This window comes from Winogradskyella immobilis (assembly GCF_021887715.1).
In the GTDB taxonomy this organism is placed as follows: domain Bacteria; phylum Bacteroidota; class Bacteroidia; order Flavobacteriales; family Flavobacteriaceae; genus Winogradskyella; species Winogradskyella immobilis.
In genome coordinates this window covers 212,011-234,689 of record NZ_JAIQXX010000001.1, presented here as the reverse complement: position 1 = coordinate 234,689, position 22,679 = coordinate 212,011, and the positions used below count along the sequence as shown (strand labels likewise).

General features: G+C 30.7%; 23 protein-coding genes. 11 read left to right on the top strand and 12 right to left on the bottom strand.

All coding sequences use genetic code 11. From position 1 onward, the window contains the following. Positions 1-2: 2 nt before the first annotated feature. The 12 genes from K8Z87_RS01045 to K8Z87_RS00990 form a co-directional block, all read right to left on the bottom strand. Positions 3-3,563 (bottom strand): metallophosphoesterase family protein, encoded by a 3,561-nt coding sequence (locus K8Z87_RS01045; RefSeq protein ID WP_227475581.1) that lies wholly within the window; start codon positions 3,561-3,563, stop codon positions 3-5. 1 nt (position 3,564) lies between these two features. Then, entirely contained in the window at positions 3,565-3,945 is a 381-nt protein-coding gene (locus tag K8Z87_RS01040) for a hypothetical protein (RefSeq protein ID WP_227475580.1), read from the bottom strand. 182 nt (positions 3,946-4,127) lie between these two features. After that, entirely contained in the window at positions 4,128-5,816 is a 1,689-nt protein-coding gene (locus K8Z87_RS01035; protein ID WP_227475579.1) for an FG-GAP repeat domain-containing protein, read from the bottom strand. Continuing rightward, positions 5,816-6,475, bottom strand: coding sequence for a DUF6796 family protein (locus tag K8Z87_RS01030; protein WP_227475578.1), 660 nt, complete (start codon positions 6,473-6,475; stop codon positions 5,816-5,818). Before K8Z87_RS01030 ends, K8Z87_RS01035 begins: the two co-directional genes overlap by 1 nt. Beyond that, complete coding sequence (locus K8Z87_RS01025) at positions 6,472-6,951, bottom strand: DUF2062 domain-containing protein (RefSeq protein WP_227475577.1); 480 nt, start codon at positions 6,949-6,951, stop codon at positions 6,472-6,474. Before K8Z87_RS01025 ends, K8Z87_RS01030 begins: the two co-directional genes overlap by 4 nt. A 93-nt stretch (positions 6,952-7,044) precedes the next feature. Continuing rightward, entirely contained in the window at positions 7,045-7,608 is a 564-nt protein-coding gene (locus tag K8Z87_RS01020) for a TetR/AcrR family transcriptional regulator (protein WP_227475576.1), read from the bottom strand. A gap of 69 nt (positions 7,609-7,677) precedes the next feature. Beyond that, positions 7,678-8,340, bottom strand: coding sequence for a Crp/Fnr family transcriptional regulator (locus K8Z87_RS01015; protein WP_227475575.1), 663 nt, complete (start codon positions 8,338-8,340; stop codon positions 7,678-7,680). 295 nt (positions 8,341-8,635) lie between these two features. Then, positions 8,636-9,151: a PepSY domain-containing protein gene (locus tag K8Z87_RS01010; protein ID WP_227475574.1), complete on the bottom strand. Its 516-nt coding sequence runs from the start codon at positions 9,149-9,151 to the stop codon at positions 8,636-8,638. Positions 9,152-9,276: 125 nt separating this feature from the next. Beyond that, on the bottom strand, positions 9,277-10,230 hold the full coding sequence (locus K8Z87_RS01005; RefSeq protein ID WP_227475573.1) for a hypothetical protein: 954 nt from the start codon (positions 10,228-10,230) through the stop codon (positions 9,277-9,279). A 12-nt stretch (positions 10,231-10,242) separates the two neighbouring features. Then, positions 10,243-10,851: a HEAT repeat domain-containing protein gene (locus K8Z87_RS01000; RefSeq protein WP_227475572.1), complete on the bottom strand. Its 609-nt coding sequence runs from the start codon at positions 10,849-10,851 to the stop codon at positions 10,243-10,245. Beyond that, positions 10,848-11,330 (bottom strand): RNA polymerase sigma factor, encoded by a 483-nt coding sequence (locus K8Z87_RS00995; RefSeq protein ID WP_227475571.1) that lies wholly within the window; start codon positions 11,328-11,330, stop codon positions 10,848-10,850. The genes K8Z87_RS01000 and K8Z87_RS00995 overlap by 4 nt, the downstream gene beginning before the upstream one ends. 208 nt (positions 11,331-11,538) lie before the next feature. Further along, positions 11,539-12,552 (bottom strand): VPGUxxT family thioredoxin-like (seleno)protein, type 2, encoded by a 1,014-nt coding sequence (locus K8Z87_RS00990; protein ID WP_227475570.1) that lies wholly within the window; start codon positions 12,550-12,552, stop codon positions 11,539-11,541. A gap of 220 nt (positions 12,553-12,772) precedes the next feature. Here K8Z87_RS00990 and K8Z87_RS00985 point away from each other — a divergent pair, with 220 nt between their 5' ends. From K8Z87_RS00985 to K8Z87_RS00935, 11 genes are all read left to right on the top strand, one after another. Next, positions 12,773-13,108, top strand: coding sequence for an arsenosugar biosynthesis-associated peroxidase-like protein (locus K8Z87_RS00985; RefSeq protein ID WP_227475569.1), 336 nt, complete (start codon positions 12,773-12,775; stop codon positions 13,106-13,108). Between the two features lie 33 nt (positions 13,109-13,141). Further along, on the top strand, positions 13,142-14,206 hold the full coding sequence (gene arsS, locus K8Z87_RS00980; protein WP_227475568.1) for an arsenosugar biosynthesis radical SAM (seleno)protein ArsS: 1,065 nt from the start codon (positions 13,142-13,144) through the stop codon (positions 14,204-14,206). A gap of 82 nt (positions 14,207-14,288) precedes the next feature. Next, entirely contained in the window at positions 14,289-14,960 is a 672-nt protein-coding gene (locus tag K8Z87_RS00975) for a TIGR04282 family arsenosugar biosynthesis glycosyltransferase (RefSeq protein ID WP_227475567.1), read from the top strand. A 149-nt stretch (positions 14,961-15,109) separates the two neighbouring features. Further along, complete coding sequence (locus K8Z87_RS00970; protein ID WP_227475566.1) at positions 15,110-15,619, top strand: rhodanese-like domain-containing protein; 510 nt, start codon at positions 15,110-15,112, stop codon at positions 15,617-15,619. A 2-nt stretch (positions 15,620-15,621) separates the two neighbouring features. Further along, complete coding sequence (locus K8Z87_RS00965) at positions 15,622-16,245, top strand: TIGR04282 family arsenosugar biosynthesis glycosyltransferase (RefSeq protein WP_227475565.1); 624 nt, start codon at positions 15,622-15,624, stop codon at positions 16,243-16,245. 22 nt (positions 16,246-16,267) lie between these two features. Next, positions 16,268-17,080, top strand: coding sequence for a purine-nucleoside phosphorylase (locus K8Z87_RS00960; protein WP_227475564.1), 813 nt, complete (start codon positions 16,268-16,270; stop codon positions 17,078-17,080). A gap of 33 nt (positions 17,081-17,113) precedes the next feature. Then, positions 17,114-18,082 (top strand): arsenosugar biosynthesis arsenite methyltransferase ArsM, encoded by a 969-nt coding sequence (arsM, locus tag K8Z87_RS00955; RefSeq protein WP_227475562.1) that lies wholly within the window; start codon positions 17,114-17,116, stop codon positions 18,080-18,082. A 235-nt stretch (positions 18,083-18,317) separates the two neighbouring features. Then, positions 18,318-19,211, top strand: coding sequence for a sterol desaturase family protein (locus tag K8Z87_RS00950; protein ID WP_227475561.1), 894 nt, complete (start codon positions 18,318-18,320; stop codon positions 19,209-19,211). An 18-nt stretch (positions 19,212-19,229) separates the two neighbouring features. Further along, complete coding sequence (locus K8Z87_RS00945; RefSeq protein ID WP_227475560.1) at positions 19,230-20,189, top strand: DUF547 domain-containing protein; 960 nt, start codon at positions 19,230-19,232, stop codon at positions 20,187-20,189. A gap of 66 nt (positions 20,190-20,255) precedes the next feature. Next, a complete protein-coding gene (locus tag K8Z87_RS00940; protein WP_227475559.1) occupies positions 20,256-20,969 on the top strand; it encodes a TIGR04283 family arsenosugar biosynthesis glycosyltransferase in 714 nt (237 codons plus the stop codon). Positions 20,970-21,152: 183 nt separating this feature from the next. Further along, complete coding sequence (locus K8Z87_RS00935) at positions 21,153-22,676, top strand: carboxypeptidase-like regulatory domain-containing protein (RefSeq protein ID WP_227475558.1); 1,524 nt, start codon at positions 21,153-21,155, stop codon at positions 22,674-22,676. Positions 22,677-22,679 lie beyond the last annotated feature (3 nt).

The following is a 22,679-nucleotide window of genomic DNA, read 5'->3' as shown; positions in this document are numbered from 1 at the left end:
TTTTAGAAAGCAAATCCTAATACAAATGAAATTCTTCCGCCATCACTACTACCGTAATAGCCTAAATTTGCTGTAAATGTTTCTAAACCACTAATCCAGAAAGAACCACCAGCACTGCTATGCCATTTGTCTGAATTATCATCATCTAACCATACTCTTCCATAATCGACACCACCGGTAATACCGTATTTGAGAGGAATGAAACTACTTTTAAACTTCCCTAATCGTAATCTTAAATCTGTAGTATGAAATACAGAATACTTACCTGTAAAACGTTCTCTTCTAAATCCTCTTAGGTCTTTACCTCCACCTAATTGTGCTGCATGATATAACTCAAAATCATCACCAAGAATAGCTTCTCCGCCTATTTTTGTTGCTAATACTAAACTGGCACTTTTGTTTAATCTATGATCTATTGCAAAATACGGTTTTACATAACCAAAATTATTATCGATATCTTCTCCATTTACATCGCCATCTATAGTCGTTTTATAACCAGCTGTAATACCTACATCTAAACCTAATGTTGGGTATGAGACATTATCTTTATTTTTATAACTATAATTTACCTCTGCACCCGCATAAATTTGTCTTTCGAAAAGAGTTGCGTCTGCAGGAAAGAAAGTATTTATAAATCTATCCGTATCATTTTCTACGTCAAAAGATTCTATAAGAGGTTTAAAATAAAAAGAGCCTCCATCTCTACCTCTCCACACTAAAGAAATTGCTGCGCTCCATTCTCTTATACTTACACGGTTAAAATCTAGGTCTGATTCATCAGCGGCTGTTGCAGGATCATCAAAATCTTTATCATATTCAGTGTCATTACCAAAACCGAAGAAGTTTTGTGCAAAGTTTGGACTTGTGTATTTTCCTTCTACAGCAAAATTCCAATTATGGAAGATATTTGAAAACTCTCCTCTATAAGACAAATCATAACCTGAATTACCAGTATAGTATGTTGCACCTATAGTGTGTCTTGTGGTAAATGGGTTACGTTGTAAGCCATAGGTTGTAAAGTTATTTATAAGACCAATACCTAGTCCATCATCTGGATTTGCCCCTATTACTGGTAATATTTGATTAACACTATGCTTTCGTTTTTTATAATCGTAGTTGTTGATTTCATAATCATCTACTAACCATTTTTTAGAACTTTTATTTACAATAGTGTTATTTTTTCCTTTATAGTCGTATAGCTTTACTTTTTTTGTATTCTCAAAATTGTAAGTGTCATTCTTTTTTCCACCCATAATTTTAATCGTAATTAAGTCATTTCCTTTTCCAGTGACATTAAAAGTATCTTTTCCATCAAGACCATAAATCCATATTTCTTTGGTTTCATCTTTAGTAAATGTTCTATTAAATACCCCAATATCTTTTCTATGGATATCAATAGTTGTTTTACCATCAGGGTGTCTTGTTATTTCAAACGTATCAGATTTTTGAGTACCAGTAATAACTTCATGTTTGTTTATATATTCGTAATATGTACGCGCTATATCTACAATATTTCCTCGTCTCCCTTTTAATTTTCTTTTAATATCATCAATGGTTTGATCTTTCATTTCTGCTGGAAGATTCTCAAATGCAATTTCTATAACATCATCTGTTAAACCCGTTTGTAGCGCTTTTGCTTCTTTTTCCCAGTCTTCCCAGTTAGATTGATTGATAAAAGTCATATCTAAAGGATAAGGCTCAAAACTAAACCATTTAGGACTTGGTAATTCTTCATCAAAAGATTGCATCATACGCATAGCTGGCACGGCGCAACGCAGAAAACCTAATATACTTCCATCATAAATTGAAAATGCTTGATCTCTATCTCTTGGAATAGGTTTACATATTTCTGAACCATCTTCCTTTTTGTATAATGCCCAACGCCATTGGTCTTCGTGTCTGTCCCAATCACCTATAAGCATATCAAACAAACGTGCTCTTATATAAGAAGGTTCATCTACAATTTCTCTTCCTGTTTTATGAATTTCTTGCAAAACATCGTTTGTGCTTAATATTTTGTCTGGTTTTCCGAAACTTTCTAAATCATTATGGTTAGATTCTACACGTTCTTCTATAATATAGAGTTCGTCTCCATATTCATCATTAAAGACTCCTAAACCTTCTTGTTTTGGGATATAATATAATTCTGGATTTGTATGAAAAACATCTACAGCATCAGCAAGAGTTCCTATAGTTGTAGTTGTATATGGATGTGCAGTTGTGTAAAAATCTAACAGAAAACTATCTGCAAAACTCCCTTCTAAATCCTCTTCTACATATTTGTCTTGAAATGCAGTAGACTGCAAGAATTTAATAGCACTTTTACGCAATGCTCGCATTACATATTGTTTACCATCTTTAGTCTCTAACCGTAGTGATTTAGATTGATGACCGCCACCACGTCTAATAGGTGTTAATCCACCTTTTAAAGTATCTATAAAAGCTACTTTTGCATTTACAGCTTTGCTATATAAATCTCTATAGTGTTTGCCCCATAAACCTTTATAGGTTTTACTTTTTTCTGTTTCATCTGATGAATATACAGAAGAACTAAATGTTGAGCCAAAACTATTTTTATCTTTAAAATTAGTAGGGATTTCTTTTTGAACTGGTACTACAACTTGAGTTGTAAAAGGCGTTGATATGCCTTGAAAAGTTACACTTACTCCACCGCCTTTAAAAAGGTCTATACGAGCATAGCCATTTTCTTTAGACCCAAAATCGCTTTCACTTTTTGGAGATGCTTTTTTTGTATCTCCTGCTGCGCCACTAATAATTTGTGGGATTCCATATTTGTTGATATACTGTAAATTTTTGTCGTGTCCAGAAACAAAAAATATGTTTTCAGTTTGCCTAGCTAAAGTAATAAGGCGATTTCTAAATTTTGAATTTTGTTTATTTTGAAAATCATGCAAAGATGTTCCTCCTGTTCTAGAGATAAGTCCTTCTTTAGTATTAGAAAAAATAGGATGATGCATTGCTACCATTATGGTTTTTCCTTGCGATTTTTTAAGCATACTTTCAAATTCTAAGAAAAACTGTGTTCTGTTTTTAATATCACAATCTTCATTAAGATATATATGATTATTCCAATCTTCGAGATACCATTGAGAATCAATAGTAATTAAAACGACATCATCAGTTAAATCCTTCTTTTTAATAGGACAACCTTCATCTGGATAAAATTTGGCGTCACTATTTTTTTGGATAAATTTCTCTAGATCTCGTACATCTCTGTGGCCATTAATAGCCCACTCATGATGTCCTGGAGTAAAAATCACTTTACCATTATACGCTTTTAACAAATCTAACTGAGATGATATTTTAGCTTTTGCATTTTCAGAAAAACCTTCTTTCGAAACAATATTACCTAATATTAGTAAATTTGAATTGTTTAGAGTTTTGGCTTCGCTACTAATTTTGGATAGCACAGAATTATCATCTGTTGTCCCTGTATTTGCAGTTACAAAAACAGAAGTTTCTAGTTGTTGTCCTGACACAATACATGTTGCTAGTAACAGTATACTTAAGACACTAATTTTTGTTAATTTAAAATGTTTCATTTTATTTTTGGTTGTTGAGTTTTAGATAATAAATTTTTAAAATAATTAAACTGCTAAAAAGCAATAAAGAGTAGTAACACATAGGTGTACCTGAATCTGTTTTTGGGCATTCGGCATTTCCTGAAAACTGCATAATTGATGCTACTAAAGCAATAGCGCCTGCTAATGCTGTAAATAAAAAATACACAATATTCCATTTCTTTAACAAATGTGCTATAAAAGGAACAGCAAAACAGATTAAAACAACAAGACACATTGGTATCTGCATTATTTTTGGACAACCTTCACCTGTTTTAAATTCTTCTACAACTAATCCGCCAGCTCCATATAGCCCTATTAATAGGATGACTAGAATGGTATAATATATAGTTGTTTTTAACATTAATTTTTTAATATTCAGTATTTTACAATAAATTCATTTAGCTTATCAAATTGATAAATACTATAATTTTATTACTTGTAGATTAAGAGACAAGTTAATGTCTTATATTATTTGGGGAAAGCTTTATTTTATCAATAGTTACTTAATACGACACTTATAAAAAGTTCCTATATCCTTTAATTTTACTGTGTGTTTTCTTCAAAAGTATTAATAATTATTTTATGTTTTTCAACTTCAACTTTTAAATCAATAATAGTATTGATTTTTGGGTTATCAATACTAATTTCTTTGTCATTTGTTAACCAGATTTTAATGTTTGAAACACTAGTTTCTTCACCCAATCCAAATTGTAGTAATGCGGTTTGATCGCTGGCCAAACCTTCGCCTGTCACCAACCATTCTGTTAACGTCTTGGTTGGTGTAGTCACGGTTACTTTTGCTCCTTGGGCATGTACATATTCCCCTAAATCTACTTGAAGGTAGTTGTTAGCTCCACCTTTATTTATATAGGCTAATGATGGTGTATCTATATTTACCCAAATCATATCTAGATAGCCGTCTTGATTAAAATCACTTACTAAAGAAGTAATCGCATAATGCGGATTTACAACACCACTTTTCTCTTCAGTTGGCGCAAACGTGCCATCTTCTTTTTGAACTAAAAATCTACTTTTTAATCTAAATAATTTATTAGGTGCTAGATCTACATAGTTTTCCGCAACCATTAAATCTTGTAAGCCATCATTATTCATATCGGCAAAGGTACAACCCCAAGAAAATTCGTAATCTGCTATTTTAGTTTCTTCAGCAGTATCAGTAAATTTAAAATCGCCATCGTTTCTAAATAAAATCCATTTTTCATTAAATAAGGATGCATCTTTTATATCTCCTTTTGCTAATGCTCTTGGTAGTGTGCTTCCTGTATTTGAGAACATAAAATCTACCAAGCCATCATTATTATAGTCACCAACTGCTAATCCCATTGGGTAGGCAAATTTTTTGGTTAATGGGTTTGGTTTCATTGTATACGTTAAATCTCCATTATTTTTATAAGTTCTCGCTTCTCCTGTATCGTGTACCACCACTAGATCTAACCAAGAGTCATTATCAATATCTACTAATGCGCCTTGAAATGTATTGTGTATATAATCTAATCCAGCAGATTTGGTAATACTTATGTAATTTTCATCTCCCGTATTTAAAAGCAACTCACTTGTAGATCCATAGGTGTAATCTTCAAAAATGGTTTGACCTTCCATTAATTCTTTTTTAATATATGTAGACATGAAAATATCTAAGTCACCATCTTTATCAATATCACCAACGGTTAATCCGGCTGGTGTTGATTTTTCATTCATTGGCGTGTCAATAATCTTTTCTGTGAATTTTCCGTTTGTATTATAATAGATACGTAAACCATCTTCTCTTCCTAAAATAATATCGGTAAAGCCATTATTATCAAAATCTGCAGAAACAACACCTACTGTTGTTGTTGTACTACCTTTTCTAGGCAGATTCACTTCTGAAGAGATATCGACAAATTTGTTATCTCTAAAAGCGAAAACAGCATCTTCTTGATCCATTCCTCCTCCAAAAAACACTTCGTCTACATTATCATTGTTAATATCAATTAAAGCTGCAGGTGCTATAGGTAGCGATTTTTCACCATTGTACTGGTGATCAAATTCTAACGCAACTTTCTCAAATACAGGGATTTTTTCTTCATCTATTGTTATGTCGTATTTTTCTGAATTAGCATCATCCCAGAAAAACCAAATAACCAATGCTACTAATGCGACTATTATTAGTCCTAAAACAATAAAGGTTTTTTTGAATAGACTTAAAAGGTTTCTTGTGTTTTTACTTAACATTATTCTTGACTTTTAGTTAGTTTATTTAGTTGATATAGCGATAATACAAAAAGAATAAAATGAGTGACGTTCATTAAAATTGGCAACATGTGTTTTCCTATGGAAGGAATTAATCTTCCTAAAACAACTAGTAATATAAGTATAACGATGGGGTTGAAAATAGCCATCCATTTTTTATAATAGGTGCCTCCTTTTATAATAGTGATAGCGAAAACAACAGATAGTGTTGCTATAACTATGCGAAGCGCTTTTACCAATATTTCCATATGGTCTGTGTAATGTGCTAATAGGTTTTGGTAAGTTGATGTATCCATTGCATCTTTTAAATGCACAATATTACCAATAGATGCGCGCGAACCAATCCAAATACCACCTACTGCAAAAGCGATAAAACCAATGCCAAGTACTATCCTTGCTAAGGTTTCATTCCCTGATTTTAGCATTCTGTAAATGTGTATGTATCCTGCAAAATAAAATGGCAAGCCAATAACAGCTAAGAAATGTCCTGTGGTAAGATTCTTTAATGGTACAAACTGGAAAAATTCATAATTTTCAGAATGACCTAATATATTAACCGAGTAGTGTAAAAAGTATTCGCCTAATCCTACAAGAATAGAAGCTATAAGACCTAAATAGCCTAGCGTTTTGGTTAGTTTCATTTTGTTGTTAGTCGGTTAATTTTCAGTTTGTCGAAATGTGTTAAAATACCTTTCAAAATAAAATAAAGTCCTATACCTAATGGGATTGCTGTTAGCAACCAACCTACAGTTCCGCAAAGCAATTCGTAAGACAATGCTTTAGCGGTATCAAAAAAACTAGTTTCGTAACTTGTTTTAATAGCTTCAAAAGTGAGTAATGTATGTTCAGTACCAAATACATATGCACCTATATTAATAAAAGGTATAAGTACTAAAAATTTAATTGGACCAACAATGTAACTAAATGCAATCATTATTGGTAAGTTGAGTCTAAATGGTAATGCTATGCAGGTTAAAGCTATCGTTGTTATTCCAAATATTGGAAAAATAGAAACCAATGTTGAAACTACTAAACTTATTGCCAATTGTTTGGGAGTTAAGCCTTGTTTAAGTAACGCCTTAAATTTATTCCAAATTTTAATAAATTTAGATTTCATTATCCAGTTTTATTTTAAATAGTGCATACCTTGTATACAATTTAGCATAATTTCAATTAAACTAAACAATCGTTTAGTATTGAGGTAAAAAAATTATATATTATTAAATGTATTTTCTATATAGTTCACCATCAGGTCGTTATTATACACTTTGGATGCCGATGATAAACCAATCATAGAAATCACTAAATAATCTGCTTGTTTTTCTACAAACTTTGAGACTTTACCTTTTTCAAAGATAAGCTTTTTTAAAAACACTTGCCTTATATCATCACTAAACTCTTCTATTTGCTCTCTTACTCTAACGTCTGTTTTATTATCTATTTCATTCATGGTATTTGATATAAAGCAACCTTTACTAAAGCCTTTTCCTGCTGACAGTTTTAAAAATTTATAGAAATATTGTTTTATAGCTAAAATTCCGTCTGAAGACGCTTCGAGTTCCTTAGTTATAGCACTTACCTTTTTTCTGTAAAGTTTTAAGCTTTCTATAAAAAGTTCGTTTTTACTTCCAAAACTTGAGTAAATAGAAAATTTATTAATCCCCATTTCTTTTTCAAGCATTTGCATTGAAGTGTTTTCATAGCCTTTTACCCAGAATAAATGCATCGCTTTTTCAACTACTACCTCTTCATTATATTGTTTTTTTCTTGACATTTTCAGAATATAAACTTCAAATTTAGGCAATCCGTTAGTTAACCGCAATATTTTTTATAACGCTAATGTTTATTTAGTATCTGAAATAAAAAACTTAACATTATAATCTATTACTCCTTCTTTTCGCATAGTACTCAATACATTGCTAACGGTTTGCCTTGAGGTATTGGTGAGATTTGCAATTTCTTTATGCGACAATAAGTTTTTAGCAATTGATTTTCCGGCCTCATTTGTCTCTCCAAACTCATCTAGATATTCTGAAATAAACTCTCTAATTCTCGTTGAGCTATCTTTATATAACAAATCGTGAAGTCTTCGTTCTAACTTCTGAATACGTAATCCATAAACTTTAAGCACCCCGTTTTTAAGTGACTTATGTTTTTCCATAAGTTGCTCCATTTGCTCTGGTTCTATGTAACAGATTATACAATCTTCTAATGCATAAGCAATCTCTTTAGTTGCAGCTTCTTGATCATAAAGTGCAAGTTCCCCAAAAATATTACCGTGTTTTACAATATACTTGACACTATCATTTGTAGTGTTTACAATTTTTACACTACCTCTTTTTAGAAAAAAGATACTATTTCTATGTGCTTCATTAAGGGCAATAGGGTTTCCTTTTTCAATATTATCCATCTCTAGAAGCTCACATATTTTCATCATATTGAGCCTTCCTATTTTTTTAAAAAGGTTAAACCCTTCTAAAAACCAGTACTTTGTAATTGCTTTCAAAATGCTTGTTTTATTAAAACGAAATCAAAGATAGATAAATTAACATTTGAGTGATTGTGTTAAATTTATAATAGTTCCTCTAGGCGACAGTTTTAGTTATTAAAGAGGTTTGTAATCTAAATGCTCTAAATTAAAACTATTGTATATCTATATGTATATCTATATGTATATCGGCGTAAATGTCTTCAGTTTGTTATCTCCTTTAAAATACAAATACATTACTATTAGTGATCAAAATAAATCAAAAAACCCAATGCAAATGCATTGGGTTTTTTGGTTTATTCTAGCTTACTTATTAAATAAATAATAGTATTAACGTTAATAGCATACCTGCTAAGGTGAAATACAATCCTTTTTTAAAAATTGGCGTTTTTGGCAAGTACATCCAAAATGCGGATATCACAAAGAATAACAACGATAGTCCAAAAAATATATTTAAGAAAAATAGAGGCTCTGCAGATTTAGATTTGTGCAAATGTGTCATTTTATCTAAAACATAAGGCAATCGTTTTATTGTGTAATTAGCCTCACCAGTATCTGCATTGTATGTCCCGTTTTTGAAATGATAGATATTCCCTTCTACACGATCAACTTTAAGTCTTCTTATTTTTAATGCAGCACCTATCTCTGAGGCATCAAGCTGAATGGCTATTTGTTTTTCAACAGTTATGGTTTTCTTAAAAATATCAGTATCTCTAAAAATTAGTACAATTCCACTTAACGCATACATTGCCATAATCCCTACCAGAAAGAATCCTAAATACCTGTGCATTATACGCATACTTGCAGAAGTCGATTTTTTGCGTGCCATATATAAATTTTACGACTGCAAAACTGACTAACATTTATATAATTTCAAAGTATTTTAAGTTTTTATTTAGAAAAAGTCTAAATAAGAATGTACCTGAATCTTATAGCATTGATTATGAATAGCTATTATTTCTTTCTAAGATACACATTGCCTGAACCTGCATCAATTTTCATTCTTGTATTGCCAGAATTTAATCGCAATTCCATCCCTTTTGTGCCATTGACAATGGTTTCATTTAAAATTATAAAATCAATATCACTTAAAATACGTTTTCCTATAGCACCTACATTTATATTAGCGCTTTGTGGTATGGTTATATCAATATAACCATCATTACTGATTAAAGAATAAAGTTGATTCGGAGATTCTTTATCAAAAATCACTTTTATATCACCTCCAAGTGTGTTAACTATTACTGGCCCAGAAACATCAATTAGTGATAAACTAGAATACGATGAAGATATTTCTACTTCTCCTTTAAAATTTGATAATTGCCACGGGTTACCTGAAGAATTCACGAAGAAGGTGTTCTTTTTTGTTTTTTGACAATTTTCAACATTCCATAATAACTTCAATGCATTTGGAATTAGCAGTTCGTACTTATTTGATTGATCTAAAATCCAAGCATCTATTTGTTGCCCTTTTGGTTTATAATCTCTAATAATTAATTCCCCTGATTTTTCTTCAATATCTAAATATAAATTATCTCTTGGATCTGTTGACTTATTCCCTAATGGTTTTAAACCCTTTTCTAATTTTTTTTCGTTTCTACTATTCACTATATATCCAAATACATTTTGAGACGTAGAATCAAGCAATCTTGTTCCTGTTTCAGTATCTACATTAAAATTAACTCTATCAGTTGTACCTAATGATTGTAATGAGCTTCTTAATAATTGATAATTACTATTAAGACTTTTAATAATCACCTCATCACCATCATATCCTGTAATTTTCATATGAGATGAAGAGCATATTTTTAAAGTGCCTTTATTAAATTTAATTCGTTTTTCTTTGTCTTGCGAATAACCAATCCCTACGATTAAAAGGATAGTTATCAATGTTGTTATTTTTTTCATTTTGTTCGTTTTTTAATTATTTAACATGGCTAATAAAGCAGATGCATTACCTTTAACTAAAGGCAAAGATTCATCGTCTTCAATAATAGTTTTTAAAGATTTTTTTGCGCGTTGTTCTCTTAGAATAGCCACAGATTTTATGAGCTTTAATTGCACTAAAGGCTCTTTTTCATTACCAAGCGCTTCAATAAGGTTATCTCTTACCTGTTGATTGTTAGGGAATTTTAAAAGTGCATCTATAATTGCTATTTTAGAATTACTATTTGATTTCGCTTTTAAGATTTTAAAATAGGCATTCAGTATTTTTTCATCTTCCGCTTTATACTCATCTTCAATAGTATAAATTGCTTCTAATTGACTACTGTTTGTTTCTTCACCTAAAGCAAGGACTAAACTATCTCTAAATTCTAATTGTTGTTTTCGATTTTCGTTATATAAATATCCAAGAGTAACCAATAGCGTAAAGCTAGCTGCTATAGATAAATTTCTAATAATCTTAAAGCGTTTTGGCTTGCCCAATTCTTGTTTTAAACGGTTTTCAAAATTAAAATCGATATCACTTGGCATACGTTTGTCATCGAATTCCGTTTTGTTATCTTTTATAAACTTTTCTATACTCATACTACTAACTTACTTTGCAATTTTTGTTTTAAAAGTTGTTTACCTCTTATGTATTGGTTACGCACTGTTCCTTCTTTTAGAGACAATTGCTCTGCAATTTCTTTATGCGTATAATCTTCTATAAGATATAATACTAATACAATTCGGTACTTTTCTTTTAATGCATTAATTGCCTGTTTTACATCTTTAGCATTTAAAGGAAAATCTACTAACTCTTCTGTTTCTTGTTCACTAATCTGAACATCTTCTACGTTTTGCAACCAACCTAATCTCTTTTTTTGTCTTAAAAAGTCAAAAGATTGATTGATTGTTATACGTTTTAACCAGGCGCCTAGGTTAAGGTCATTATCTAACTTAGATATATTTTGAAATGCTTTAATAAATGCATCTTGAACCACATCTTGCGCATCGTGTTCATTTTTTACAATTCTACAGCTTGTATTGTAAAGTATATCCTTGTACAATTGATATACTTTCATCTGAGCTTTTAAATTATTTTTTTTACATGCTTTTATTAATTCCGGATGCTCCAAAAAAATATCTTATCATTAGTTTATATAATAACTCACGTTTCTGTAAAGTGTCACAAAAAATGTAATAAAAAATACTAAAATTAATTTTGAAAGTTTATTCCATAAAAAACCCGATGGTAATGCATCGGGTTTTAATCTTATATTTTTAATCGTATTATTTTGAAGCTAATTTATTTTTTGACTTCCAAGCCATAACAAAATCCTTATTAAATAACACTTCATTCCTTACACTAGAATTATTTAATGACTTTAACCATTTTAGTTGTTTAGGACTCAGATATTGTTCTGCCCGTTTCCCAGTCCCTAAAGCACTATTAATCTTAGTTTTCTGAACTTCTGTTAATGGCAAATATTTATAATTGGTATGCTCTAAATAATATTGAATATCATTTTTAGCCGTTCTATAATTACTTTTAGCTATTGGTGTAAAATTAACTTGACGCACATATTTAGCTATTTTACTTTTATCAATAACTTCATCATCATATTTTACTTTTACCACTTCATGACCTCCCATAAAACCTGCTTCGGTACCCAATACACCTTCAATCTTTCCAAGTTCTTTTTCTCCTGTCCAGAAGCAATACATTTTAAAATACGTTTCTTTAGCTGACTTGTTATTTGAAGCAAATAACTCATCACCTAATAATTTAAAATATCCAGGAATGGGTTTGTTTGCGTTAAACAAGGATTCATTCATAGCTTTATATAATGCAATAGCAGAATAGTTTCCTGAGATTCGATTTACTGTATTGTCACCATCTTTATTTACAATTCTAACCACAGGATTATTCCAACTCGGTTCTTTATATTTTTGAAGAATTTGCTTGTCTTTTCCTCCTTTGTTATTGTATATAGCTAACGGTATAAATAAATCTTCTATAGCTTCAACCATTAATGGATGACTCAATACATTATGCCCATAATTTCTACATGTTGCACAGCCTGGCACTTCCTGAAATAATATTAAAACCTCTTTACCTTGTTGTTCCGCAAGTTCTAATGCCGTATCGTAATCTCTATACCAACTGACTTCTCCTAATTCTTCACTTTGATTACCAGGTGTCGTTTTTTCTTGAGCACTTATAAAAGTTACTGACATTAGTATTGTAATAATGAATAGTATTTGATGATTGATGGTTCTATTTTTACGAGCATTATTTTTCATAAAAAACTTATTTATATTTGAGTTACACTTATATACTAGTCTAAGTAATATACTATACATTTCATTGATTTCTGTTAAATTTTTTGGAAGCATCATTTTTGTATCATAAAAAAATCGGTAATTTGTTCTTTATAACCTTTATAAACGTTTATATGTTTTAACTTATTTTTTGTAAGCAACACATATTTTTACGTCTATTAAATTTATCAACAATTACATTATGTCTAAAACATATTACGATCCTGCTGATTTAAGAAAATTTGGAAAAATAACAGAATGGAGTGAAGAATTAGGTAATAAGTTCTTTGAGTACTATGGAAAAGTATTTGAAGAAGGTGCACTTACTGCTAGAGAAAAATCCTTGATTGCATTAGCCGTCGCTCATACTGAACAGTGTCCATATTGTATTGATGCTTATTCTAAAGATGGACTTCAGCGTGGTGTTACTAAAGAAGAAATGATGGAAGCTATACATGTTGGTGCAGCAATTAAGAGTGGTGCAACTTTGGTGCATGGTGTACAAATGATGAATAAGGTAAATAAATTAGACGGTTAATAAAAAAGATTCTCGTTTTTGCGAGAAATGAATATGGGTAAACTAAAAACACAATCGCTACAGAAAAGACATAGCGATTTAGCAAATACAAATAAACAATTAGAAATTTTATCTGGAGGCATTTTTGCCGATGGAGAACTTCCTACATTTAAGAGTAAAATCTCTGAAACCAGTCAATTTCCATTAACAGCAAAGAAATTAGAAATTTTACAAGTTAATGTTGGTTATATGTGTAATCAAGTTTGTGAGCATTGCCATGTAGATGCTGGACCTGATAGAAAAGAAATAATGACACAAGAGACTATGCAACAAATCTTAGATGTCATTAAAATTACTGGTGCACATACTCTCGATTTAACTGGTGGAGCTCCAGAGATGAACCCTAATTTTAGATGGTTTGTTGAAGAAGCTTCCAAAATAGGAGTTAAAGATTTTATTGTACGTTCTAACCTAACCATTATTAGAGCCAATAAAAAATATTACGATTTACCTGATTTCTTTAAAAAGCATAATATCCATGTTGTTTCTTCTATGCCACACTGGACAAGAGGAAAAACAGACAAACAACGTGGAGAAGGAGTTTTTGATATGTCTATAAAAGCATTACAAGAACTTAATGCACGTGGTTATGGCATGCCTGGAAATGATTTAAGGTTAGATTTAGTTTACAATCCATCTGGTGCATTTTTGCCAGGTGATCAAATGGCTATGGAAAAAGATTTTAAAAAGGCTTTAATGGAAGATTTTGGCATTGAATTCCATAACCTTTTTGCAATTACCAATTTACCGATAGCACGTTTTTTAGATTACTTAATCGCTTCAGAAAATTATGAAGACTATATGTATGCTTTAGTTGAAGCCTATAATCCTTCTGCGGTTGCAAATGTAATGTGTACCAATACACTATCTATAAGTTGGGATGGTTATTTGTTTGATTGTGACTTTAATCAAATGTTAGAATTACCTGTTAATAGTAAAGCTAAGCATATTTCAGAATATAATAAAGACCTTTTAGAAGGTAGAAATATAGTAATATCACAACATTGTTACGGATGTACTGCTGGCGCAGGAAGTAGCTGCCAAGGTGTTGTGGCATAAACTTTTAAAAAAATAAAACAGAATAGTTTAGCGAATTTCTATTAAAAAATATTCGCATATTTGTAAAAGAACAAGATAAATTTTGAATAAAAATACGGCCATATTAATTTTTGCAAATTCAGCTGAAAAAGATGCTGCGCTTAAACCGTTGCAATCTCGGTCTTTATTTAAAACACTTAACAGTGATGTTATTTCTTGTGCTCAAAAAACTGGGCTCCCTTATTTTCATTATTCTGAAGATGAACAAGTAGGTCTTACTTTTGGAGATCGGTTTACTAATGCTATTCAATCTATTTTCGACAAAGGCTTTAAATCTGTTATTGCTATTGGTAATGATACACCTCATTTAAAAGCGAAGCATATTCTTAAAACGAAGCAAAAATTAGAAACACATCAGTGTGTTTTAGGACCTTCAAAAGATGGTGGCTTTTATTTAATGGGACTAAACAGATCGCATTTTAATACTGAAGCTTTCTTAAAACTACCTTGGCAAACTAAACATTTAAGCCGCAGTGTTTTTAAAATACTTCAATCTAATAATACATCAACTTATTTTTTAGAACAACTTGTAGATATTGACTCTAAAAAAGATATTAAGTATATTCTTGATAGTTTTAAATCGTTTTCAAAAACATTAAAAACACTTTTAATTGCTTTAATTGGTTTAGACAAAACCATCTATAGCAATTATATATTATCTCTTCAAAGAGTTACAATACAAAATCCCCATAATAAAGGTTCTCCTTTTATTTAATTACACCTCAATACTTAAAATTCTGATTTTTTTCAGAGTATTTTAAATCTGTATCAATTCATGAACTGTCATTTTTGTGTGTAACACTGAAATTTCATTTTTCTTATACAGACAGTAATTATTAAAATTTTCAACATTTAAAATAAAATATGAAACAGCTACTATTAATAGTTTTTTCTATTATAGCATTTAAAGCTTCTTCTCAAGAATCATTATCTGAATTGCTCAAAAAAAGCAATACAGAAAGTGTCCCTTATATTTCTGTACAAGAACTCGCAATGCCAAAAACGAAAGCTGTTTTATTAGATGCTAGAGAATTTGCAGAATATAAAGTAAGTCATCTAGAAAATGCTATCCATGTAGGGTATGACTTTTTTGACATCAATTCTACTCAAAAAAAGTTAACTGATAAATCTGCTACAATTGTAGTCTACTGCTCACTTGGCATTAGGTCTGAAGATGTTGCGGAACAACTTAAAAAATCAGGCTACACCAATGTATTTAATTTATACGGAGGCATTTTTGAATGGAAAAATAAAAACAGAAAAGTCTATAGTTCTGAAGGAAAACCTACTGAAAAAGTCCATGTGTTCTCTGAAGAATGGGGAAAATGGTTAACCAAAGGCGAAAAAATATACAACTCAAATCCAAAAAATTAATTTTGAAAACTAAAAATCTCATTATTGTTTTAACTCGAAATCCTGAACTGGGCAAAGTAAAATCTCGCCTAGCTAAAAGTATTGGTAAAGAAGCTGCTTTAGAGGTTTACATTCAACTTATAGCACATACCGAAAAAACAATAAGACATATAGATGCAGATAAAGCGATATACTATTCAGAAACCATAGGTATTAATGACATTTGGGATGAATCGATCTATCAAAAATATTTACAGACAGATGGCGATTTAGGTGAACGTATAGAAAAAGCTTTTAAAAATGGTTTTGAAGCTGGCTATCAAAATATTATCATAGTAGGCAGTGACTTATACGATTTAGCACCTAACCATATTGAAACTGCATTTGAAGCCTTAAAAACATATGACACAGTTATTGGTCCTGCTGATGACGGAGGTTTCTATCTTTTAGGTATGAAGACACTACATTCTGCTATTTTTAAAAATAAAGAATGGGGTACTGAAACCGTTTTTGAAGCCACTATAACAGACCTAGAACAGTACAGCACGTATGTTTTAGAATCATTAAATGATATCGATTATGTTGAAGACCTTAAACCTCATAAAGAATTTAACTATCTCTTTTCAACTAAAGATCAATTTATATAAGATACTAATTACTTAAAATCGCATGATAAAATATATTAAAGAAAGTACAGAATATTTACAAAACAAAGGTTTTGACAACCCTGAAATTGGCATCATATTAGGTACAGGCTTAGGACAATTAACTAATGAAATAGAAATAATTTCTGAAGTAAGTTATAACCATATTCCTAACTTTCCTACGGCAACCGTAGAGTTTCATAAAGGAAAACTTATTTATGGCATTTTAGCTGGTAAAAAAGTTGTTGTTATGCAAGGTCGGTTTCATGTTTATGAAGGCTACACATTACAAGATGTTACGTTCCCTGTTCGTATTATGAAACAATTAGGCATTAAAACCCTATTAGTTTCTAATGCTGCAGGCGCTATAAATTTAGATTTCAAAAAGGGAGAATTAATGCTTATTGATGATCATATTAATTTACAAGGCAGTTCTCCTCTCGCATTCAAAGGCGTAGAAGAATTAGGAGAACGTTTTACAGACATGAGCGCTCCATATGATACCGAGATTAATTTAAAATTTAAAGCTATAGCAGCTGAAAAAAATATTCAGTTACACAAGGGAGTTTATGCCTCTGTTGTTGGTCCTCAATTAGAAACTAGAGCAGAATATCGTATGTTAAAAATTATTGGTGCAGATGCTGTTGGTATGAGCACTGTTCCAGAAATAATTGTTGCCAACCATTTAGGGTTGAGAGTTGCAGCAGTATCTGTTTTAACTGACGAATGCGATCCAGAGCATCTTAAACCTGTTAACATTGCAGATATTATTGACATGGCTGCAAAAGCAGAACCTAATATGATTACACTATTTAAAGAATTAATACAAAATATTTAACGTCATTAAAATGACACTATTTACACTAAAATTATGAGTTATTTAGAAGCTACAAACGATTTATACAAAGAAGCAGCCTTAACACCAGATGTTGGCTTATGCTGTACCACTAATCCTATTTGGGAGTTACCTGGTTTAAAAATTCCTAAAATAATGCAAGAGATGAATTATGGTTGCGGAAGCACTGTAAACGCTCGCGACTTAACCAATAATCCAAAAATGTTATACGTAGGAGTTGGCGGTGGTATGGAATTATTGCAATTCTCTTACTTTAACCGTCAAAAAGGCGGTGTTGTTGGTGTTGATGTTGTAGATGAAATGTTAGAAGCCTCTCGTAAAAATTTCATTGAAGCCGAAGCACAAAACGATTGGTTTAAAAGCGAGTTTGTAGATCTTAAAAAAGGAGATGCGCTAAACTTACCTGTTGAAGATAATAGTATTGATGTTGCAGCGCAAAATTGCCTTTTTAATATTTTTAAAGCAGAAGATTTAAAGAAAGCCATTGAAGAGATGTATCGTGTATTAAAACCACACGGACGTTTGGTAATGAGTGATCCTACTTGCGAGCAACCAATGAATGATACGTTACGTAATGACGATCGTTTACGTGCATTATGTCTTAGCGGAAGTTTACCAATTGATGAATATGTAAAAGCATTAACTGATGCTGGTTTTGGAACCATAGAAATTAGAGCTCGTAAACCTTACAGAATTCTAGATCCTAAAAATTATCCTACAGAAGAATTAATCTATATAGAATCTATAGAAGTTGCTGCAATTAAAGACCCAATGCCAGAGGATGGCCCATGTGTATTTACGGGCAAAGCTGCTATTTACTATGGAGATGAAGATTATTTCGATGATAAGAAAGGACATGTATTATTAAAGAATCAACCAATTGCAGTATGCGACAAAACTGCTGGTGCTTTAGCTGATTTAGGCAGGAATGATATTCATATTAGCGGTTCTACTTTCCACTATGATGGAGGTGGTTGTTGTTAATTTGTTTTAGAGATAGATTTAAAATAGCCTCTTATTAAAGAGGCTATTTTTATATTAAATTTTAATTTTTAATCTGTCATACAAATGGCTCATAATCCAAGCAGGACCAATCATTAAAAATTGTACATCTTTTAAAAAGGATGGTTTTTCACCTTTGTGACTATGAATCATTCCGAGATAAAAAATTATTTAATTATCTTATTTTTACTTTAGAATTATTAGCTTATTTAATATCATGGAAAAATACATAGACACCTTTATAAGTTCATATTCAAACTACTGGAATTACTTAAAATACGAACTTATTGATCTTAATCACTGGGATAATTTTTTTTATGGTTTAATCGTAATTTCTATCCTAGTGTGGATCTTAGAAATTGCATTTCCTTGGCGAAAAGAACAATCTGTTTTTAGAAAAGATTTTTGGTTAGACACCTTTTATATGTTCTTTAATTTTTTCTTATTAAACCTTATTATACTCATTGCACTTTCTAATACTGTTTCAGAGTTTTTTAACGACCTATTAAAAAGTATCGGTATTTCTATTACAAACTTTCAAATGTTTGATGTTGATGATTTACCGAAGTGGTTAGGTCTACTCGTTTTCTTTTTAATATCCGATTTTGTACAATGGAATACACATCGTTTATTACACCGTGTTCCTTTTCTATGGAATTTTCACAAAGTTCACCATTCGGTTAAAGAAATGGGGTTTGCAGCGCATCTGCGTTACCATTGGATGGAACCTGTAGTCTACAAATCGTTATTATACATTCCTTTAGCTATAATTGGTGGGTTTGATGCTCAAGATGTTGCTATTATATATTTCTTTAGTATAGCGGTTGGTCACCTAAACCACGCTAACTTAGGTTGGGACTATGGAATTTTAAAATACATTTTTAACAATCCTAAAATGCACATATGGCACCATGCTAAAGTATTGCCAAAACATGTAAGGTATGGCATAAATTTTGGACTTACCTTGAGTCTTTGGGACTATCTTTTTAAAACCAATTACGTGCCACATAATGGACGTGATATTGAATTAGGTTTTGAAGGAGACGAAACATTTCCTAAAGATTTTATACATCAGGAGTTATACCCGTTAAAAAAAAATAAATACAATTAACGAAATAACATCTGAGTAATGAATAATAACAAAAGAATTATACAGATGAAAAATTTAAGCATAGTAATCATAGTTGTCTTATTAGCTTCTTGTGGTTCCTCTAAGGGCGCAATAAAGAACAACTCTAGCACAAACAAAGACATCGCTCAGGTTAAACAACCTGAATCGACTAAAGTAGATACTCCTACAAAAATTGTTGATGCCGTTTCAAAGGATGAAATGACCAAAGAAGATATCATGATCAAAGAAGGTACCATGACTAAAGAAGAAGTTATGGTTAAACCTGAAAGAGCAGAATCTGTAAAAGATGTTATGGTTAAAGAAACATCACCTGAAGCTTTTAATCACGCCAGTTTTAACGATTTACTACAAAATTATGTATCTAATGAGGGCAATGTTGATTACGATGGTATTAAGACCCAACGTGCTGTTTTAAAAAACTACATCACTTCATTAAGTGATAATATGCCTACAGATGCTTGGTCTAATGAAGATAAATTAGCATATTGGATGAATGCATACAATGCATTAACCATAGATCTTATACTAAGAAATTATCCGGTAAACAGTATAAAAGATATTAAAAATCCATGGGATCAGCGTTTGTGGAAATTAGGAGACAAATGGTATAACCTCAACCAGATTGAGCACGATATTTTACGTAAAATGAATGAACCGCGTATACATTTCGGAATTGTTTGTGCATCGTTCTCTTGCCCTAAACTTCAAAACAAAGCATTTACGGCTACTAACTTAGACGCGCAATTAACTGCTGCAACACGAGAATTTTTAGCAGATGAGAAACGCAACTCTATCTCTGAAGATAATTTAAAGCTTTCAAAGATCTTTAAATGGTTCTCTTCAGATTTTACCAAAAATGGTAAGTTAGTAGATTTTATAAATACTTATACTGATGTGGATATCTCTTCAAAAGCTAAAAAAAGTTATAGAGAATACAACTGGGATTTAAATAACTAATTTAAATTTGTAGCATTTAAAACTAAAGCAGATATACTTACATATTTGATTATGTAAGTTAAGACTATGAATCACCAATTATCTATCATTATTCCAATATTTAATGAAGCTGAGATCATTGGTGATTTACTTAAACATCTTATTACACATTCCGAAACAAATTTAATTAAAGAGATTCTTGTTGTTGATGGTGGAAGTACAGACACATCTTCTTCTATAGTTAACCATTTTATTTCTGAAAGTAAAGAAATACCTGTTCGTATTTTAACTTCTGAGAAAGGAAGAGCCAAACAAATGAATTTTGGTGCTCAACATGCTAAAGGAGAGATTCTTTATTTTTTACATGCCGATTCGTTTCCTCCGAAAGGTTATGATCAATATATTATTAATGAAATAAAAAAAAGGAATTTTGCAGGTTGTTTCCGTCTTCAATTTGACCATAAGCATTGGTGGCTACGCATAGCCAGTTGGTTTACACAATTTAGTTGGCGCGCTTGCCGTGGTGGAGATCAAAGTCAATTCATTACAAAATCACTTTTTAAAGATATTGGTGGTTTTGACGAAGCTTATATTATCTACGAAGACAATATACTTATCAACGAACTTTACAGTAGAAAAGAATTTGTGGTTATTAATAAAAAAATTAGAACCTCAGCACGACTTTACAAAAAACATGGCATATGGAAACTACAGTATCATTTCTTGGCTATCTATGTTAAACGCTGGCTTGGAGCTTCTGCTGAAGAATTATATGCTTATTATAAAAAAAACATTTGTTAACGACACCTATAATGGCTGTTTTTGATTTTAAATCTATTAATATTACGTTAAGGTGAAACATTTTCTATCTTAAATAGTCTTAAAATTGTTAAGCTTAAGATAAATGTTACTTAATAAAATTTTAAAATGAGTAATCGATTTTTTTCAAACCTATACTTTGGCATCAAATATCAATCAAAAACCATGAAAACAAAATTAACCATCATCACACTTTTTTTATCACTGTTTACTTTACATGCGCAAAACACGTATACTTCTAAAGTCTTAGATTCATTATCACAAAAACCCATTGAATATGCTTCTATATTTTTTAATTCAAAAAATGGAGTTATCACAAATGCCAATGGCGAATTTAATATCACTATTAAGCAAACTATAAAACCAACAGATTCTTTAGTTATAAGTTGTTTGGGCTATGAGGAAAAAAGAATTGCTTTATTAAACTTTAACGAAGACATTATTTACTTACAACAGAAAGTTGTTGACTTAAGCGAAGTTGTAATTACTAATAAAGAATATACTGTAGATGAAATTATTGAAAAAATAAAAGAAGGCTTTGCTACTAATTATCATACAAATTATGCAAAACGCAAGCTTTTCTTTAGAGAATCTTATTATACAGAGTTAGATAAAGGTGAAGTTAATCTTAAAAAATCTACAATTCCAGAATTTAACCAAAAACTTATAGATAGTTTAATTGATTTAGCACCAAAAAACACAAGTAGCCATACCGAGTTATTAGGAGAGCTCTATGGTAAAGTTGAAGCCAATCAACCTCAAAAAATGGAGGTTTTAAAAGCGGCACGTTTGTATGATAAAACTGCTGATATAAATTTTGAAAACTACGAAAAGCGATTTAATGAAATCTTTAGAAAGTATATAAAACGAGATTCTTATTTTAAAATAAAATCGGGTTGGTTTAGTACTAAAGAAGAAATTGATTCTTCTTTATTTGGAGATGAAAAGAAACAAGAAAATAAAGCTACTGAAGTTTTAGTTGCACAACAGAAAAAAAGAGATTCTATCCGTAAAGTTAACTTTTTAAAATATAGAAAAGCTAACATACATAAGCTAGAGAATGATAATTTTATTGATGAAGATAATGACCTTAATTTTATACATAAATCTAACAGGTATGAATTTGAAATATTAGATTATGCCTTTATTAATGACAACTTTGCCTATGTTATAGCGTTTAAACCAAAACGTCGTGAGGATTGGTCAGGAACTATGTATGTCGACACTGAAGATTTTGCTATTGTAAGGTTAGATTATAAAAATGTAAAGCCTCTAAGAAAATTTGGGTTGCTAGGAATTTCTTTAAAAGAATACTTAAAAGAAGGAACAATGATTTTTCAGAAAAACGATAATGAAAAATATTCTCTAAAGTATATGGATGAAACTTTTGGTCAGCAAGTTGGTATTAAGCGTCCTATAAAAATTGTTGAAAAAAATAAGAATGTAAAAGGTCGTCGTAAACAAAATGAACTCAATGGTGATTTTCATTTTATCGTAAAAAATATTGAAAAAATTGAACTTATCGTTTTTGAAACTAATCTTATTGCAGAAACAGATTTTAAAAACTTTAAGGAAAATCCAAAAGTAAAACCAACTTATCTTAGTAAATACGACCCAGAATTTTGGAAAGGTTATAACATTATTGAACCTAATCAAATAATAAGAGATTTTAAAGCAATTGAAAATTGAGAC